Annotated in this window: 18 protein-coding genes; 13 read left to right on the top strand and 5 right to left on the bottom strand. The window is 42.4% G+C overall.

What is annotated here, in order from left to right; genetic code table 11:
- Positions 1-614 precede the first annotated feature (614 nt).
- Complete coding sequence (locus tag NBH01_RS03505) at positions 615-998, top strand: hypothetical protein (RefSeq protein WP_234117860.1); 384 nt, start codon at positions 615-617, stop codon at positions 996-998.
- 25 nt (positions 999-1,023) lie between these two features.
- Positions 1,024-1,371 carry a lipocalin-like domain-containing protein gene (locus NBH01_RS03500; RefSeq protein ID WP_008765707.1) on the top strand — a complete coding sequence of 116 codons (348 nt, stop codon included), beginning with the start codon at positions 1,024-1,026 and terminating at the stop codon, positions 1,369-1,371.
- Positions 1,372-1,459: 88 nt separating this feature from the next.
- Here the strand turns inward: NBH01_RS03500 and spt are convergent, their stop codons facing one another.
- On the bottom strand, positions 1,460-2,644 hold the full coding sequence (gene spt / locus NBH01_RS03495; RefSeq protein WP_008765708.1) for a serine palmitoyltransferase: 1,185 nt from the start codon (positions 2,642-2,644) through the stop codon (positions 1,460-1,462).
- Positions 2,645-2,864: 220 nt separating this feature from the next.
- On the opposite strand from spt, the gene NBH01_RS03490 reads away from it, so the two are divergent.
- The 4 genes from NBH01_RS03490 (at position 2,865) to NBH01_RS03475 (ending at position 8,056) form a co-directional block, all read left to right on the top strand.
- Positions 2,865-3,890: a diacylglycerol/lipid kinase family protein gene (locus tag NBH01_RS03490; protein WP_008765709.1), complete on the top strand. Its 1,026-nt coding sequence runs from the start codon at positions 2,865-2,867 to the stop codon at positions 3,888-3,890.
- Between the two features lie 75 nt (positions 3,891-3,965).
- Complete coding sequence (gene aspS / locus NBH01_RS03485; RefSeq protein ID WP_008765710.1) at positions 3,966-5,729, top strand: aspartate--tRNA ligase; 1,764 nt, start codon at positions 3,966-3,968, stop codon at positions 5,727-5,729.
- A gap of 3 nt (positions 5,730-5,732) precedes the next feature.
- A complete protein-coding gene (locus NBH01_RS03480) occupies positions 5,733-7,670 on the top strand; it encodes an LTA synthase family protein (protein ID WP_250699988.1) in 1,938 nt (645 codons plus the stop codon).
- Entirely contained in the window at positions 7,667-8,056 is a 390-nt protein-coding gene (locus NBH01_RS03475; RefSeq protein ID WP_250699987.1) for a GtrA family protein, read from the top strand. Before NBH01_RS03480 ends, NBH01_RS03475 begins: the two co-directional genes overlap by 4 nt.
- Positions 8,057-8,158: 102 nt before the next feature.
- On the opposite strand, the gene NBH01_RS03470 is transcribed toward NBH01_RS03475, so the two are convergent.
- From NBH01_RS03470 to NBH01_RS03460, 3 genes are all read right to left on the bottom strand, one after another.
- A complete protein-coding gene (locus tag NBH01_RS03470; protein WP_022472024.1) occupies positions 8,159-9,043 on the bottom strand; it encodes a carbon-nitrogen hydrolase in 885 nt (294 codons plus the stop codon).
- A gap of 36 nt (positions 9,044-9,079) precedes the next feature.
- Positions 9,080-10,195: an agmatine deiminase family protein gene (locus NBH01_RS03465; protein WP_055217915.1), complete on the bottom strand. Its 1,116-nt coding sequence runs from the start codon at positions 10,193-10,195 to the stop codon at positions 9,080-9,082.
- Between the two features lie 70 nt (positions 10,196-10,265).
- Positions 10,266-10,808: a ferredoxin domain-containing protein gene (locus NBH01_RS03460; RefSeq protein WP_055217913.1), complete on the bottom strand. Its 543-nt coding sequence runs from the start codon at positions 10,806-10,808 to the stop codon at positions 10,266-10,268.
- 86 nt (positions 10,809-10,894) lie between these two features.
- On the opposite strand from NBH01_RS03460, the gene NBH01_RS03455 reads away from it, so the two are divergent.
- From NBH01_RS03455 to NBH01_RS03445, 3 genes are read left to right on the top strand one after another with little or no spacing between them, the layout of a single operon-like run.
- A complete protein-coding gene (locus NBH01_RS03455) occupies positions 10,895-11,515 on the top strand; it encodes an ABC transporter ATP-binding protein (RefSeq protein ID WP_250699986.1) in 621 nt (206 codons plus the stop codon).
- 34 nt (positions 11,516-11,549) lie between these two features.
- A complete protein-coding gene (locus tag NBH01_RS03450) occupies positions 11,550-12,344 on the top strand; it encodes an ABC transporter permease (RefSeq protein WP_250699985.1) in 795 nt (264 codons plus the stop codon).
- The gene (locus NBH01_RS03445) at positions 12,341-12,619 is read left to right on the top strand and encodes a hypothetical protein (RefSeq protein WP_055217907.1); all 279 of its coding nucleotides are present in this window, start codon (positions 12,341-12,343) and stop codon (positions 12,617-12,619) included. The genes NBH01_RS03450 and NBH01_RS03445 overlap by 4 nt, the downstream gene beginning before the upstream one ends.
- A gap of 37 nt (positions 12,620-12,656) precedes the next feature.
- Here NBH01_RS03445 and NBH01_RS03440 read toward each other — a convergent pair whose 3' ends face one another.
- Positions 12,657-13,070, bottom strand: coding sequence for a DUF4891 domain-containing protein (locus tag NBH01_RS03440; protein ID WP_055217904.1), 414 nt, complete (start codon positions 13,068-13,070; stop codon positions 12,657-12,659).
- 106 nt (positions 13,071-13,176) lie between these two features.
- Between NBH01_RS03440 and NBH01_RS03435 the strand changes: the two genes are divergently transcribed.
- The 4 genes from NBH01_RS03435 to NBH01_RS03420 all read left to right on the top strand — a co-directional run bounded on the left by NBH01_RS03435 (position 13,177) and on the right by NBH01_RS03420 (position 17,784).
- Positions 13,177-14,271 carry a Nif3-like dinuclear metal center hexameric protein gene (locus NBH01_RS03435; RefSeq protein ID WP_055217902.1) on the top strand — a complete coding sequence of 365 codons (1,095 nt, stop codon included), beginning with the start codon at positions 13,177-13,179 and terminating at the stop codon, positions 14,269-14,271.
- Between the two features lie 5 nt (positions 14,272-14,276).
- Positions 14,277-15,107 (top strand): zinc ribbon domain-containing protein, encoded by an 831-nt coding sequence (locus tag NBH01_RS03430; RefSeq protein WP_055217899.1) that lies wholly within the window; start codon positions 14,277-14,279, stop codon positions 15,105-15,107.
- A gap of 136 nt (positions 15,108-15,243) precedes the next feature.
- On the top strand, positions 15,244-16,641 hold the full coding sequence (locus tag NBH01_RS03425; RefSeq protein WP_008761551.1) for an efflux transporter outer membrane subunit: 1,398 nt from the start codon (positions 15,244-15,246) through the stop codon (positions 16,639-16,641).
- A 33-nt stretch (positions 16,642-16,674) separates the two neighbouring features.
- Positions 16,675-17,784 carry an efflux RND transporter periplasmic adaptor subunit gene (locus NBH01_RS03420; RefSeq protein ID WP_225680490.1) on the top strand — a complete coding sequence of 370 codons (1,110 nt, stop codon included), beginning with the start codon at positions 16,675-16,677 and terminating at the stop codon, positions 17,782-17,784.
- Positions 17,785-17,812: the final 28 nt, after the last annotated feature.

Below are 17,812 nucleotides of genomic sequence, written 5' to 3'. Positions count from 1 at the left end.
TTAAAAACTAGGTTATGAAATATAGAATTGAGTAAACTCTAAGGCGGTATAAGTTCATGGAGAACTTGGTGGGATTAGTATTATGAGTACATATTAATTTCAAATACCCCCGGAAATATTACTTTATCAGAATTATAAAAGGAAAAGATAGGGTAAACGAAGAAATAACTTTTAAAAAAAGCATCAATTTATAGCGTACTTCTTAAAAATATAACTATTTTTGTCGCCAACAAAGCAAAGAAAGTCATTCAATATTTGTAAACCTTAAATTTTCAAAAGATGAAAGCTTATTTTTCTAAAATCTGCTACCAAGTTCTCCATGAACTTATCTGAATACATTCTTGGTCTGCTTATTATTTATTTGATTATTAACGTGTTAGCTGTTTAGTTGAAGTGAGCATAAAATAGTATTTAACATATTTCTGTTTTGTCTGTCTTATCTTTATTTTACATTTTGTATAATTATATATGTATTATTATTTTGTAATGAGCGTATGCCAGTATAGAAAAACTGTTAATGCCTTATTTCAATTAATTTTAAGCAGGTTCATGGGAAAAACAATTTTAAAAATTACCTTTGCAATATTCTAAGTTTTATCTCAAATAAAAAGCATATGAACAAAATGAGAGTTTTTTTATTGTTTGCTGTTTTGGTTGGTGTGACAAGTGCTTGTCAATCAAAGAGCGGACAGACTGCGGGACAAGAGCAGGATGCTATGGATGATAGTCTGGCTGTCGCTCCTACAGAAGATGAGAAAACAATCTTCGGGGTAGTAGAAGATGCTTCAATGAATAATTTTATGTTGGTTACTTCGAAAGGAGATACGGTGTTCGTCAGTACGATGGATCAGGAACCGAGTGAAGTCGGTGGCTTCGAACTGGGAGACACCGTACAGGTGAATTACATAGAAGAAGAGGAAGAGCCGGGATCGAATACGATACCAACTGCAAAGAAAGTGATTGTAGTAGGGAAGAAGGCGAACCGGACAAATGACTAATTAATAATCTAATCAGAACTACAGAATGAAAAAGAAAATGTTGGCAGCAACTCTGCTAATGGGTTTATTGGCTGCATGTGGAGGTAACTCAGCCTCAATTGTTGGCTCATGGGTAGAACCCGTGCCAGGTATGGAAGGACAAGTACAAGGTATTAAGATGGAAGAAGGAGGCGTTGCTTCTTCTGTCAATATGGCTACCTTGGTTTATGAAAGCTGGAAACAGGAAGGAACTAAACTGATTCTGACAGGAAAAAGTATCGGAAATGGCCAGACGATTGAATTTGTGGATACGATGGATATCAAGAGACTGACGGCTGATTCTTTGGTTCTGGATAACCAAGGAATGGAAATTCGGTACGCAAAGCAGAAGTAATTTGTGTTGCTGTAGAATTAAAAAGCTACTTTCCAGATGATTTGTCTTTCGGAAAGTAGCTTTTTTTATAGCTTTTCAGAGATGCTGCTTACAAAAGGTCTAAAGCCTTGAAAGCTTTCACTAACTTTTCTACAGCACTGTCTATTTGTTCTTTGGTGTGAGTAGCCATTAATGCCACGCGTACCAATGTGTCTTGTGGAGCACATGCCGGCGGAATGACCGGATTGATGAATACGCCTTCGTCGAAAGCTAACTTAGTAACCATGAAAGTCTTCTCCGTATCGCGTACATAAAGAGGAATGATAGGAGATTCGGTAGCACCGATCTCGAAGCCTGCTTCACGGAAACGTTTCAGAGCATAGTTGGTTGCTTCCCACAGAGCGTTCAGTCTTTCCGGTTCGTTCTGGATAATATGAAGCGCTTCCAAAGCAGCTGCTGTTGCAGCCGGAGTGTTGGATGCACTAAAAATATAAGTACGTGCATTGTGTCGCAGCCAGTTAATGATAGAAGAATCAGCAGCGATAAAACCGCCGATAGAGGCCAGTGACTTACTGAAAGTACCCATGATCAGGTCTACTTCGTGTGTCAGACCGAAATGGTCGCATACACCACGTCCCTGTTTTCCGAATACACCCAGACCGTGAGCTTCGTCTACCATGATAGTAGCATTATATTTATGTTTCAGGCGAACGATTTCGGGTAGGTTTGCCAAGTCACCTTCCATAGAGAATACACCATCTACTATGATCAGTTTCACTGAATCCGGATTGCACTTCTGAAGTTGCTTTTCCAGATCCGCCATATCGTTGTGTTTATATTTTAATTGCTGTGAGAAGGAGAGACGACGACCATCTACGATAGAGGCATGGTCACGGTCATCACATATTATATAATCATTTCGGTCGGTCAGGCATGAGATAACTCCGGAATTAACCGTAAAACCGGTAGAGAAGCAAAGTGCTTCATCCTTGCCAACAAAGGCAGCCAGTTCTTTTTCAAGTTGAACATGAAGATCGAGCGTACCATTCAGAAAACGTGAACCGGCACAACCGGAACCGTATTTGCGCATGGCTTTGATACCTGCTTCAATCACTCTTTCATCTCCCGTAAGGCCAGTGTATGCATTGGACCCGAACATTAACACATGTTGTCCGCCCATTTCTACTTCTGTACCCTGCTTTCCCTCAATCTCACGGAAATATGGGTAAACGCCCTGTGCCATAAATTTCTGTGGCAGGTCGTACTTAGCTAACTTCTCTTGTAATAATCCCATGAATTATAATTTATTATACTCATACTCAGATCATTCGCTGATGATCTAATTTCCTTTTATCTTAACAAGTGTTTAAAACAGGGGGCAAAGATAACAAAATTTGCTTTTATCTGTTCTTTTTAAAAGAAAAAAGTTGCTCCCATGAGATTAGAAACCTCTAATAGATCAAAATTTAATATATTTGTATTACTTTTGTCGTCTACAATTGACAAAGATTAGCATGAACGAAAGAATGAAAAGAATAATATTCGTCGTCAATCCTATTTCGGGAACACAAAGTAAAGAATTGATTCTTAACTTGCTGGATGAAAAAATTGATAAGGCGAGATACACTTGGGAAGTAGTGTATACGGAAAGAGCCGGTCATGCAGTAGAGATAGCTGCCAAAGCTGCGGAAGAGAAAGCCGACATCGTTGTGGCTATCGGGGGGGACGGAACAATTAATGAAATAGCTCGTTCGTTGGTACATACTGATACCGCATTGGGAATTATTCCCTGCGGATCGGGGAATGGACTGGCGCGGCATCTGCATATACCTATGGAACCTAAGAAGGCACTGGAAGTGCTCAATGAGGGATGCCTGGATACCATAGATTATGGTAAGATTAATGGTACGGACTTTTTCTGTACTTGTGGAGTAGGGTTTGATGCATTTGTCAGTTTGAAATTTGCTCATGCCGGAAAGCGCGGACTATTGACTTATCTCGAAAAGACGCTGCAGGAAAGTCTTAAATATCAGCCCGAAACATATGAACTGGAAACGGAAAACGGAGTCAGCAAGTATAAAGCTTTTCTAATTGCCTGCGGAAATGCGTCGCAATATGGAAACAATGCATATATAGCTCCGCAAGCCACATTGACGGATGGTTTGCTAGATGTGACCATTCTCGAGCCTTTTACCGTTTTGGATGTACCCTCTCTTGCTTTCCAGTTATTTAATAAAACTATTGATCAGAACAGCCGGATCAAGACATTCCGTTGTAAGAAGTTGTGTATTCGACGGGCTGTGCCAGGAGTCGTGCATTTTGACGGTGACCCGATGGAGACGGAGGCGGATGTAAATATCGAACTTATTAAAAGCGGATTGCGCGTAGTTGTGCCGAAGACAGAAGAAAAAGATGCGGCCAACGTTCTTCAAAGAGCACAGGAATATGTGAATGGAATAAAACTGATTAATGAGGCGATTGTGGACAATATAACAGATAAAAACAAGAAAATATTGAAAAAGCTGACAAAGAAAGTCTGAAATAAATGCCGATTTCTGATTTATTGTGTACTTTTGCAAGCTACTTAACGAAAAATATCATAAATATTAGAAAATATGTTCAGAACGCACACATGTGGAGAACTGAGAATCTCCGATGTAAATAAACAAATCACGCTGTCTGGATGGGTACAGCGCAGCCGTAAAATGGGAGGTATGACTTTCATTGACCTTCGCGACCGTTACGGTATTACCCAGTTAGTTTTTAATGAAGAAATTAATGCTGAACTTTGCGACCGTGCCAATAAACTGGGTCGTGAATTCGTGATTCAGATCACAGGAACAGTGAATGAACGTTTCAGCAAGAATGCAAACATCCCTACCGGAGATATTGAAATTATCGTTTCCGAACTGAACGTTCTGAACACCGCCATGACTCCTCCGTTTACAATTGAGGATAATACGGACGGTGGTGATGATATCCGTATGAAATACCGTTATCTGGATTTGCGTCGTAATGCCGTACGCTCTAATCTGGAATTACGTCATAAGATGACAATCGAAGTACGCAAGTATCTTGATAGCCTGGGCTTTATAGAGGTAGAAACTCCTGTGCTGATCGGTTCTACTCCGGAAGGTGCACGTGACTTCGTGGTACCTTCACGCATGAATCCGGGACAATTCTATGCACTTCCGCAATCTCCGCAGACACTGAAACAGTTACTGATGGTTTCCGGTTTCGACCGTTATTTCCAGATTGCAAAATGTTTCCGTGACGAAGACTTGCGTGCCGATCGTCAACCGGAATTTACACAGATTGACTGTGAAATGAGTTTCGTAGAACAGGAAGACATCATTTCTACTTTCGAAGGAATGGCCAAACATCTGTTCAAGACTCTTCGGGGTGTTGAACTGACTGAACCGTTCCAGCGTATGCCTTGGGCTGATGCCATGAAATATTATGGCAGCGACAAACCGGATTTGCGTTTCGGCATGAAGTTCGTCGAACTGATGGACATCATGAAAGGTCACGGTTTCTCTGTATTCGATAATGCCGCATACGTTGGCGGTATCTGTGCGGAAGGGGCTGCTACCTATACCCGTAAACAACTCGATGCCTTGACCGAATTCGTCAAGAAACCGCAGATTGGTGCGAAAGGTATGGTGTATGCTCGTGTAGAAGCAGACGGTACGGTGAAATCAAGTGTAGACAAATTCTATACACAGGAAGTGCTGCAACAGATGAAGGAAGCATTTGGCGCTAAACCGGGTGATTTGATTCTGATTCTTTCTGGCGACGACGTGATGAAAACACGTAAGCAACTTTGTGAACTCCGTCTGGAAATGGGTTCTCAACTGGGATTGCGTGATAAGAATAAGTTTGTTTGCCTTTGGGTGATTGACTTCCCAATGTTTGAATGGAGTGAGGAAGAAGGTCGTCTGATGGCTATGCACCATCCGTTTACGCATCCGAAAGAAGAAGATATTCCATTGCTGGATACTGACCCGGCTGCTGTGCGTGCCGATGCTTATGATATGGTTGTCAACGGCGTGGAAGTCGGTGGAGGATCTATCCGTATTCACGATGCCCAGTTGCAAGCCAGAATGTTCGAAATCCTTGGCTTCACACCGGAGAAGGCACAGGCTCAGTTTGGCTTCCTGATGAATGCCTTCAAGTATGGTGCACCTCCTCACGGTGGTTTGGCATACGGTCTTGACCGTTGGGTGTCTCTTTTCGCCGGTCTGGATTCTATCCGTGACTGTATCGCATTCCCCAAAAATAACTCAGGACGCGATGTAATGTTGGATGCACCGTCTGAAATTGATCAGACTCAACTTGACGAACTCAACCTGATCGTTGATATCAAAGAAAATAAGTAAACGATGAACAAATATCGTTCTCTTTATAATACCACCCTGTCACTCATAATTAATTTATTATTAGTGATGGGGTGCTTTATTCTCTGTCGTGTCATTTTTCTGATAGAAAATCTGAAGGCTTTTTCCGATCTTTCAGCCGGACGAATCTGGAGAATGTTCGAGGGGGGATTCCTTTTTGATACTTCTGCCATTCTTTATACGAATCTTCTGTATATTTTCCTGATGCTGATTCCGCTTCATTATAAGGAAAATGTAATATATCAGAAGATTACAAAGGGGATTTTTGTGACAACCAACCTGATTGTCATTATTATGAACCTGATGGATACGGTTTATTTCCAATATACCCATCGAAGAACGACTGCGTCCGTATTCAGCGAATTTAAGAATGAAGGGAATCTGGGAGGTATTATAGGGACAGAATTATTGAATCACTGGTATCTGACGTTGTTTGCCATTGCCTTTGGTTATGCTTTATTTAAGTTGTATCGTAAGCCGAAGCCGGTAAAGGTAGAGCGTATGCCAGTTTATTATACGGTTCATTTGCTTACTTTGGGGCTTGGAGTGTACTTGTGTATCGGCGGAATGCGTGGCGGATTTACCGGCATGGTGCGTCCAATCACAATCAGCAACGCCAATAAGTATGTAGACCGGCCGATGGAGACGGGAATCGTACTGAATACCCCTTTTTCTGTCTTCCGCACGTTTGGAAAGACCTCATTTGCCATACCTCAGTATTTCGATAAAGAGAAGATGGAAGCTTTGTACACGCCGGTGCATATGCCTGCGGATAGTGTGCAATTCAGGCCGTTGAATGTGGTTGTTTTTATTCTGGAGAGCTTTAGCAAAGAGAATAGCGGCTTTCTGAATGAAGAATTGGACAATGGAACCTATAAGGGATATATGCCTTTCCTTGATTCGTTGATGGCTGAAGGTCTGACTTTTAAATATTCATTCTCTAATGGTATGAAGAGTATCGACGGAATGCCTTCCGTATTGTCAGGTATCCCGATGTTTATAGAACCGTTCTTTCTGACACCATCTTCTTTGAACACGGTATCCAGTATAGGCGGGGAGTTGGGCAAAAAAGGATATTACACCGCTTTCTTCCACGGGGCGGACAATGGCTCTATGGGATTTGAAGCTTTTGCACGTACGGCAGGGTACACCAATTACTTTGGTCGTACGGAATATAATGAGGCTAATCCGGGTAACAAGGATTTTGACGGGCATTGGGGAATTTGGGATGAGAAATTCTTCCAGTTCTTTGGCAATACTTTATCCGGCTTTCAGCAGCCTTTTGCAGCTGCGTTGTTCAGCCTTTCTTCCCATCATCCGTTTGCAGTTCCGGCAGAATACGAAGGCGTTTTCCCGAAAGGGAATAAAGCTATTCGTCAGTGCATCGGATACACGGATCATGCTTTGAAGTTGTTCTTTGAAAAGGTTTCGAAAGAACCGTGGTATAAAAATACGCTGTTCGTATTTACAGCAGATCATACCAACTCGCCGGAACGTCCGGAGTATGAGACGGAAAGCGGGTTATTCTCTGTTCCTGTAGTGTTTTATCAGCCGGGAAGTAATTTGAAAGGTTTCCGTAAAGATGTGATAGCACAACAAATTGATATTATGCCTACTGTATTGGGGTATTTAGGGTATGACAAACCATTTGTTTCCTTTGGGTGTGACTTATTGAATACGCCTGCTGAGGATACGTATGCCGTAAATTATATAAATGGAATATATCAATTCTTTAAAGGTGACTATTTATTGCAGTTTGATGGCCGGAACGCCGTAGCCATGTATGCGTTTAAAACGGATAAGTTGCTGGAACATAATCTTCTGGGTCAGATTGATGTGCAACAGTCGATGGAAGATGAGCTGAAAGCAATCATCCAGCAGTACATGATACGAATGAATAACGACGAACTTGTTGTGAAATGAAAGAATCAGTGCGCATATTTCGCTTTATAGTAATCGGAACGATGAATGCTTTGATCATGGCCCTTGTTGTGTGGCTGATGATGAGAGAAATGTCATTCGAAGGTGACTATATGGTGGCTAATATAACTGCGTATATTATAGCCCAGATTCATAACTTTATCTGGTGCAAGTATTGGATATTCCCTGTAGAAAAAAGAAAGAACAATGTCTGGAAACAGATACTGTTTTTCTGTTCTGCTTTCGGGGTTGCTTACACTGCGCAGTTTTTATTCCTTATTTTGTTGGTAGAAGGTCTGGATGTCAATGAATATCTGGCCCAGTTCCTTGGATTGTTTATTTACGGAGCTGCCAACTTTATTGCTAATAAGAAGATTACTTTCCAATAAAAAAGGATATAATACGGAGGTCCACAAGAGTTGCTATTCAGGCTTTTACTCTTGTGGACCTCTTGTATTATTTCTATCGGTGATCAATTGTGATTCTGCTCGTTAATCCAAAAAACGTTTGGTGAGTCCATCATATTCATCAATTCGACGGTCACGGAGGAAGGGCCACCAGCGGCGGACGTTCTCCGAACGTTCCATGTCTATTTCAACTACCATGTTTTCAGGATGATCGTTGCTTGCCTGTGCCAGAAACTCTCCTTGCGGTCCGGCTACGAAGCTGTTTCCCCAAAACTGTATGCCATTCGTTTGACCGGAAGGGTCGGGCTCGTGTCCTACACGGTTGACAGAGATAACCGGAAGACCGTTTGCCACTGCATGAGCACGTTGGGAGATTATCCACGCATTGAGTTGACGGGCTTTTTCGTCGTCCGTATCGCTACTTTCCCAGCCGATGGCGGTAGGATAAATTAGAAGTTCAGCCCCTTTTAGAGCCATCAGACGGGCAGCTTCCGGATACCATTGATCCCAGCATACCAGTACTCCCAGTTTGCCTAAGGATGTCTGAATCGGTTCGAAACCTATATCTCCGGGGGTGAAATAAAACTTTTCGTAATAGGCAGGATCATCGGGAATGTGCATTTTCCGATATTTTCCGGCAATACTTCCGTCACGGTCGAAAACGACAGCTGTGTTATGATATAGCCCTGGTGCGCGTTTTTCAAAGAGTGAGGCAACAAGCACTACTTTATTAGCTGCTGCCAGTTCGGAGTAGAAACCTGTAGATGGTCCGGGGATAGGCTCGGCAAGGTCAAACAGATTCGTATTTTCTGTCTGGCAGAAATAAAGTGAATTGTGCAACTCCTGCAGCACGATCAGTTGTGCTCCGTGAGCAGCACAGGCTTCAATGCTTTTAGCGAGGTTCATCAGGTTGACCCGAATATCTGCGGTATTGGATTGTTGGATTAATCCTACTTTTATCTTTCTCATGATGAATAATTATTTAATATACTACTGAAATGTCCGTTATTGGATAACACCTGACGGATACTGCATGGTGACGCAATGCAGAGAACCGTGTTGCTTGATCAATGCCCGACAATCAATCCCGATGACCTGATGTTTAGGGAATGCTTGTTGTAATACTTCTCCCGCCTTCCGGTCATTATCCGGCTGTTGATAGGTGGGGTAAAGAATTGCATCATTCATAATCAGAAAGTTGGCATAGGTAGCAGGCAGTCGTTCACCGTCTTCTTCTATCTTGTCTGCCATTGGCAAAGCCAGCAGGCGATAGGGCTCTCCTGCCAATGTGCGGAATGTTTTTAATTGTTCCTCCATGGCATGCAGTGCTTCATAATGTTCGTCTTCGGTATTGTCGCATTTCACGTAGGCAATGGTGTCGGTGGAACAGAAGCGTGCCAAGGTGTCGATATGACTGTCGGTATCATCGCCGGCCAGATAACCGTGATCCAGCCAGAGGACTTTCTGCAGGTGGAAAGTTGATTTGAGATATTCTTCTATCTCTACTTGATTCAGTTTACCGTTCCGGTGGGGAGAGAGCAGGCATTCGGTGGTGGTAAGCAGTGTTCCCATACCGTCGCTTTCGATGGAACCTCCTTCGAGAACGAAGTCAAGACAGTCTATATACTGGCCTTTCAGCGCTCCGGCTTTTACAGCCTGTCCGGTAATCAGATTATCCAGTTCGGAGGCGAACTTCAATCCCCAGCCGTTGAATGTGAAGTCGAGCAGGGAAGGGTTGCCGGTATCTATCATGGTGATAGCTCCGTGGTCGCGTGCCCATGTGTCGTTTGTCTCACATTTCAGAAAGCGGACATTGTCCATGTTTACGGTAGCCACTATCTGTTTCTTTACTTCTTCGGGCTCGGGAGTCACGATTAATAATAACTCACGTTTGGCTATTTCTTTGGCTATGTTGACAAAACATTCTTGTACTTCTTTCAGCATATATGCCCAATCTGTACCGGCATGCGGCCATGTCAACTGTATGCCGCTTTGCAGATGCCATTCGGCAGGCAGGTGAGGAGCTCTCATTTCTACCTGTACAGTCATATTCTTTCCAAAGTTTAATTGCAAATCTTTTTCCGAGCCACTAGGGCTGGGAAGTCCAACCATGATTCCCATCAGACTATATTATATTTAGTTATAAAATCAGTTTATAAAATGAGCAGGTACCAGTCTTTTGACACATACCTTATGCTTTGGCTTCCTGTTTCGGCTTCCGGTCAAAGAATGGATTCTTTGAAGAGGCGCTCACCGGAATAGCCATAACCATCTTGCAGTCTTTCAGCCAATTGAGGTGTTGTGCTGCCAATCCGGCAGAGAACATGACACGGGTATCTACACGCATATCGGCTGCTGTGGCACAAGCGGAACCGATGGCGATGCCTACGTCAATACTGTTCAATGCACAGGGGACGTCTTCCGTGCGTCCGGCACATGTCGCAAATCCGCAATGTCCGCAATTCAAGCCTTGTGTCTGTTCGCGTGTTCCTATCAATACAACACATTCGGCGCTTAAGATGTTGTCGGCATCCCGAAGGAAAAACTTCATTCCGTGTTCTTCCACCATAGCTATCATTTTGTCCGACAACAGTTTAATATCTTCATCGGTAATCAAAGCCACTTCAATGATATCAATCCCTTTTCCTTTCGGAGCAGTGCGTGCGGCAGTCATCATTTGGCGTGCTACCTGTAATATATGCTCATGACGGGCATCTCTTTCATTCAGTATCATAACTTTTCTCGAATTAATTAGTGAGGCAAAGATAACGTTTTTCAAGAAAATACTACCTTTGCCGGAAAGAAAGAATTGAAAACGCCATGTTACATATCAACAATGCTTGTATCGCTTTTGGGACAGAAGTACTTTTCTCCGGATTAAATCTGAATCTGGAGAGGGGAGAAACTGCCTGTATTGTAGGACAGTCCGGCTGTGGAAAGACTTCATTGCTGAATGCGGTGATGGGTTTTGTACCGTTGAAGGAGGGGACCATAAAAGTAGGAGATACCTTGTTGGATAAATCAACTATAGACATAATCCGGCGGCAAATTGCATGGATTCCACAAGAACTGGCCTTACCTTTTGAATGGGTAAAGGAAATGGTGGTTCTTCCGTTTGATCTGAAAATAAATCGTTCCGTCCCTTTTTCGGAAGAAAGGCTCTATGAATATTTTGATGAGTTGGGGCTGGAACATGATTTGTATACTAAAAGGGTGAATGAAGTCTCAGGCGGACAACGTCAGCGTATCATGCTGGCAGTGGCTGCGATGCTCAACAAACCTTTGATCATTATTGATGAACCGACATCAGCGTTGGATGCCGGGTCAACAGACAAAGTGCTGGCTTTCTTCCGGAGGCAGGCAGAGAAAGGGGCGGCTGTGTTAGCTGTATCACATGATAAAGACTTTGCTTCGGGCTGTCATTATTTAATAGAACTATAAACGATATTTAATACTAGCATAAAGGGAATTTATTTTGGGAAACATCGATATTTCATATTATAATTTATTTATCGGCTTGCTATTGCTTGCCATTCCGTTCTTTTATCTTTGGAAGTTCAAGACGGGTTTGTTGAAGCCTGCCATGATAGGTACGCTTCGAATGATTATTCAGCTGTTTTTTATCGGTGTATATCTGAAATATCTTTTCTTGTGGAATAATCCTTGGATTAATTTCCTTTGGGTGATTATCATGATATTTGTTGCCGGACAAACGGCGTTGGTACGTACTCAACTGAAACGGGGCATCTTGCTGATACCGATTTCTATAGGTTTTTTGTGCAGTGTAGTAGTGGTTGGATTGTACTTTATCGGTGTTGTCCTCCAGTTAGATAACATTTTCAGTGCTCAGTATTTTATTCCAATATTCGGAATTTTAATGGGAAATATGCTTTCAAGTAATGTGATCGCATTGAATACTTATTATAGCGGGCTGAAGCGGGAACAACAATTATACCGTTATTTATTAGGAAATGGAGCTACACGCCAGGAAGCTCAGGCACCATTTATAAAACAGGCTATCATCAAGTCATTCAGTCCTTTGATTGCGAATATTGCAGTGATGGGATTAGTGGCACTGCCGGGCACAATGATCGGACAAATTTTGGGAGGAAGCAGTCCGAATGTGGCAATCAAATATCAGATGATGATTATGGTTATCACCTTCACGGCTTCCATGCTATCACTGATGATTACTATTTCACTGGCTTCCCGAAGGTCATTTGATGCATATGGGAAGTTATTGGAAGTAACGAAAGAAACGAAGAAATGACTGTTACCGACCGGATATTTCAAAATGTGGCGGAACTGTCTGTTCCGCATTTTTTCATTACTGTAGAGTTCTCGGTAGTGGGAAATGAAATGCCGGAACATATCGAATCCTTCATTTGGGAAAAATATCAGGCTATTCTTCATGGCGCAAACGGACGCAAATTTGTCTATACAGAAGGAGAGTGGCGTCTTGTTTTCACTTTCTTTCCTACAGACAAAGTGGTAGATGAACGGTATGCACTAAAGAATAAGGTGCAGATGAAGTTTCACAAATAAAAAAAGATTCCTCGTTTCTGATTGGGAATCAAATAAGTTATTTACCTTTTAGTTTTTCCCACATGCAACGAAGCTGAACGAATTGTTCTCCCGGTTGTATATATCCGCTTTCCAACATCCGTTCAGAAACTTGGAATTTAGCAAGATGATGGCGTATATACTTCTCTAAATCTGTTGACTGTTTTTTGACGAAAGACTGAAAATCGACTTTTCCGTCTTCATGGACAAATACTTTAGCTTTAACAGTACGGAATCCATATTCTTTGCAATGCTTGACTTCTGATTTGTCTATCCAGAAGATAGCGGTGGCTTTTACGGTATCTACCATACAAGTTTCTGTACTATTAACACTCATGTTTTCATCGATTGAATCATCGGAATTCTGATTCTGTTTCATTTGGCAGGAAACAGCCAGAATAATTGCTAAACAGCAAGATAGAATTGTTTTCATCGTGTTCTAATTTTAAGGATATGCGACAAATTTACTAAAAAAACGATAAGATGGGAGTTTATTCCTATTTTATTTGTTATATTTGCAACCAAATTTTCTCTAAATAATGAAAATTAAGGAAATAGTAAGCGCCCTTGAACGATTCGCGCCTCTGCCATTGCAAGACGGTTTTGATAATGCCGGCCTGCAAATCGGATTGACAGATGCGGAAGCAACAGGGGCTTTGTTGTGTCTTGACGTTACTGAAGCTATCCTGGATGAAGCTATCGCATTGGGGTACAACCTCGTCATATCGCACCATCCTTTGATATTTAAAGGTTATAAATCCATTACCGGCAAAGATTATGTGGAACGCTGTATGCTGAAAGCAATAAAAAATGATATTGTGATCTATTCAGCACACACTAATCTTGATAATGCACAGGGAGGGGTAAATTATAAGATAGCCGAAAAAATCGGATTGAAACATCTGAAAGTGCTTGAACCAAAAGAAAATAGCCTGATGAAACTGGTGACTTTTGTCCCCGTCGCTCAAGCGGATATTGTAAGGAACGCACTTTTTGCTGCCGGTTGCGGTAATATCGGTAACTATGACTCATGTAGCTATAATCTGGAAGGGGAAGGAACATTCCGTGCCAAAGAAGGAACACATCCTTTCTGTGGAGCAATTGGAGAACTCCATCGGGAAGGAGAGGTGAGAATTGAAACAATTCTTCCTGCATTCAAAAAGTCGGAAGTAGTCAGGGCACTATTGTCTGTTCATCCTTATGAAGAACCTGCATTCGACTTGTATCCGCTGCAAAATGAGTGGGCACAGGCAGGGTCGGGAATCGTTGGCGAACTGGAAGAGCCGGAAACGGAGATGGAATTCTTGAAACGTATAAAGAAAACGTTTGAAGTAGAGTGTCTGCGTCATAATAAGCTGACCGGGAGAGAAATACAGAAAGTGGCATTGTGTGGAGGTGCCGGAGCATTTTTGCTTCCGCAGGCAATCCGGTCGGGAGCCGATGTTTTTATTACAGGTGAGATTAAGTATCATGATTATTTTGGTCACGAAGGAGATATCCTGATGGCAGAAATCGGTCATTACGAAAGCGAACAATATACAAAAGAAATTTTTTATTCCATAATCCGGGATTTATTTCCTAATTTTGCGCTCCAATTGAGTAAAATAAATACGAATCCCATAAAATATTTGTAAGTAAAATGGCTAGAGAAGCAAAAAAAGATCCGAATGAGTTGACGGTGGAACAGAAGTTGAAAACACTGTTCCAGCTGCAAACTATGTTGTCTAAGATTGATGAAATCAAGACATTGAGAGGTGAACTTCCATTGGAAGTGCAGGACCTTGAAGATGAAATCGCTGGTTTGAGTACCCGTATCGACAAGATCAAAGCTGAAGTGGATGAACTGAAATCTGCTATTGCAGGTAAGAGAGTAGAAATTGAAACGGCAAAAGCTTCAGTAGAAAAATATAAGTCACAACAAGACAATGTCCGCAACAACCGTGAATATGATTTCTTGACGAAGGAAATTGAATTCCAGAGCCTGGAAATCGAACTTTGCGAAAAAAGAATCAAAGAATTCAGTGCGGACAGAGAAGAAAAAGAAGCTGAAGTAGTAAAGAACGAACAAATACTCAGCGAAAGACAGAAAGACCTTGAACAGAAGAAGAGCGAATTGGATGAAATTATCTCTGAAACTAAACAGGAAGAAGAGAAGCTAAGAGACAAAGCCAAAGATCTGGAAACTAAGATTGAACCGCGTTTGTTGCAGTCATTCAAACGTATCCGTAAGAACTCCCGCAATGGATTGGGCGTTGTATATGTACAACGTGACGCGTGCGGTGGTTGCTTTAACAAGATTCCGCCTCAGAGACAGTTGGACATCCGTTCTCGTAAGAAAGTGATCGTTTGCGAATATTGCGGACGTATCATGATCGACCCGGAATTGGCTGGTGTACAAATTGAGCATAAAGTAGAGGAAGCTCCGGCTACTACTACCAAAAGAGCAATCAGAAGAAAAACTGCTGAATAAGATACCATATTTGAATATGTATTCGAAAGCCTCGCATTATTGCGGGGCTTTTTTATTTCTTCTAACTTTACTACCCCTTTAAACAAACCTAACCTTGAATTGTTATCTTTTCATTTCATAAAAACCTGAACCGAATATGAATGTACGAGCGTGGAGCGTATCGCTCCTTTTGTTTCTTTCAACTGTAACTGCGGTTGGACAGACAGTGAACCGCTATTTGAATACCCCTCTTCCTAAAGAATGGGAAGAGAGTGGAGAAGTGTTTCAACAGACTCTTCCGGTGGACGACCATTGGTGGAAGTCTTTTCAGGACACCAAACTGGACTCTTTGATTGCTTTGGCAGTAGATCGCAATTATTCCGTAGCGATGGCAATTAATCGTATAGCTGCTGCACGTGCCAATCTTTGGGCAGAACGTGGAAATTTCTTTCCATCTATCGGACTGAATGCCGGATGGACCCGACAGGAAACCAGTGGAAATACCAGTACCTTACCTCAGTCTACAGATCATTATTATGATGCTGCACTCAGTATGAGTTGGGAAATCGATGTATTCGGCAGTATTCGCAAACGGGTAAAGGCGCAGAAAGAAAACTTTGCCGCCAGCAAAGAAGAATATGCGGCGGTTATGGTTTCTCTGGCATCAGAGGTAGCCTCAGCTTATATTAACCTGCGGGAATTGCAGCAGGAACTTGAAGTGGTAAATAAGAATGTAGCTTCTCAGGAAGAAGTCTTGAAAATCACGGAAGTACGGTATAATACCGGACTTGTTGCCAAGCTGGATGTAGCACAGGCCAAATCCGTTTTATACAGTACTAAAGCCTCCATACCACAATTAGAGGCAGGTATCAATCAATATATTACGACACTGGCTGTTTTGCTGGGTATGTATCCGCAAGAAATACGTCCTGTATTGGAAACTACCGGAACATTACCTGATTATATGGAACCGATCGGAGTAGGTATGCCGGTTGATTTATTACTGAGAAGACCGGATGTGCGAAGTGCGGAGAGAAGTGTGAATGCCCAAGCTGCATTACTCGGCGCTTCCAAGTCCGATTGGCTGCCGAAGATCTTTCTGAAAGGCTCGTTTGGCTATGCAGCCCGTGATCTGAATGATCTGGTGAAAAGTAAAAGTATGACCTATGAGATTGCTCCGTCTTTGAGTTGGACTATTTTTAGCGGAGGACAATTGGTGAATGCAACAAGACTGGCTAAGGCACAGTTGGATGAATCTATCAATCAATTTAATCAGACAGTTCTGACTGCGGTACAGGAAACGGATAACGCCATGAACTCCTATCGGAACTCAATCAAGCAGATTGTAGCTTTGAGGGAAGTGCGTAATCAAGGTGTTGAAACTCTGAAACTTTCACTGGAACTTTATAAACAAGGGCTTTCTCCTTTTCAGAATGTGCTCGATGCACAACGGTCTTTGTTATCTTATGAGAATCAACTGGTACAGGCGCAGGGTAGCTCGTTACTGCAACTGATAAGTCTTTATAAAGCGCTGGGAGGCGGTTGGAGAGAATAAAAGAATCTATAAATAAAATATAACCTAACGGATATGAAAAAACTAATGTATATTTTTCTTGTGTTGTCGGTATTGACTGGTTGCAAGGAGAAAAAAGACGCCGGAGCAATGAAGGGAATGCCGACTCTGGCAATTAGCGTAGCGAAACCTATAGTGAAGGACATCACTCTGACGAAAGATTATCCGGGCTATCTGACAACGGAGAAAACTGTAAATCTTGTGGCCAGAGTGAACGGAACATTACGGTCTGTCTCTTACGTACCGGGTGGACGGGTAAAAAAAGGGCAGTTGCTGTTTGTAATAGAACCTACCTTATATAATGATAAGGTGGCACAAGCGGAAGCTGAACTGAAAACTGCTCAGGCACAATTGGAATATGCCCGTAATAATTATAGCCGTATGAAGGAGGCTGTGAAAAGTGATGCTGTGAGTCAGATACAGGTGTTGCAGTCGGAATCGTCTGTGACAGAAGGAGTAGCAGCTGTCAGCAATGCGGAAGCTGCTTTGAGTACAGCGCGTACAAATTTAGGATATTGTTATGTTCGTGCCCCTTTTGACGGGACAATCAGCAAGTCGACAGTGGATGTCGGCAGTTATGTCGGCGGTTCTTTGCAGCCGGTTACGCTGGCTACCATTTATAAGGACGATCAGATGTATGCGTATTTTAATGTTGCTGATAATCAATGGCTGGAGATGTCGATGAACAATCAGCAGCCAACGAAGGAGCTTCCGAAAAAGATCATGGTTCAGCTTGGGAAAGAAGGTACCGAATCCTATCCGGCAACACTGGATTATCTGTCACCGAACGTAGACCTGAATACAGGAACTCTGATGGTACGTGCCAATTTTGATAATCCGCAGGGAGTACTGAAGAGTGGATTGTACGTCAGCATTACCTTACCTTATGGAGAGGCCGATCATGCAATTCTTGTGAAAGAGGCTTCCATCGGAACCGATCAGCTCGGTAAATTCCTGTATGCCGTCAATGATTCGGACATAGTACACTATCGGCATATTGAAATAGGACAACTGATTAATGATACCTTACGGCAGGTGTTGGGAGGACTTTCACCACAGCAACGATACGTTACCGAAGCTCTGATGAAGGTCAGAGATGGAATGAAGATAAAGCCGATACCCTGATGCGGTCGGCTTGTTGGTTATCTTCAGA

The organism is Bacteroides sp. B1-V-101 (assembly GCF_023656585.1).
Lineage (GTDB): Bacteria > Bacteroidota > Bacteroidia > Bacteroidales > Bacteroidaceae > Bacteroides > Bacteroides thetaiotaomicron.
This window is presented reverse-complemented; position numbering and strand designations above follow the sequence as displayed.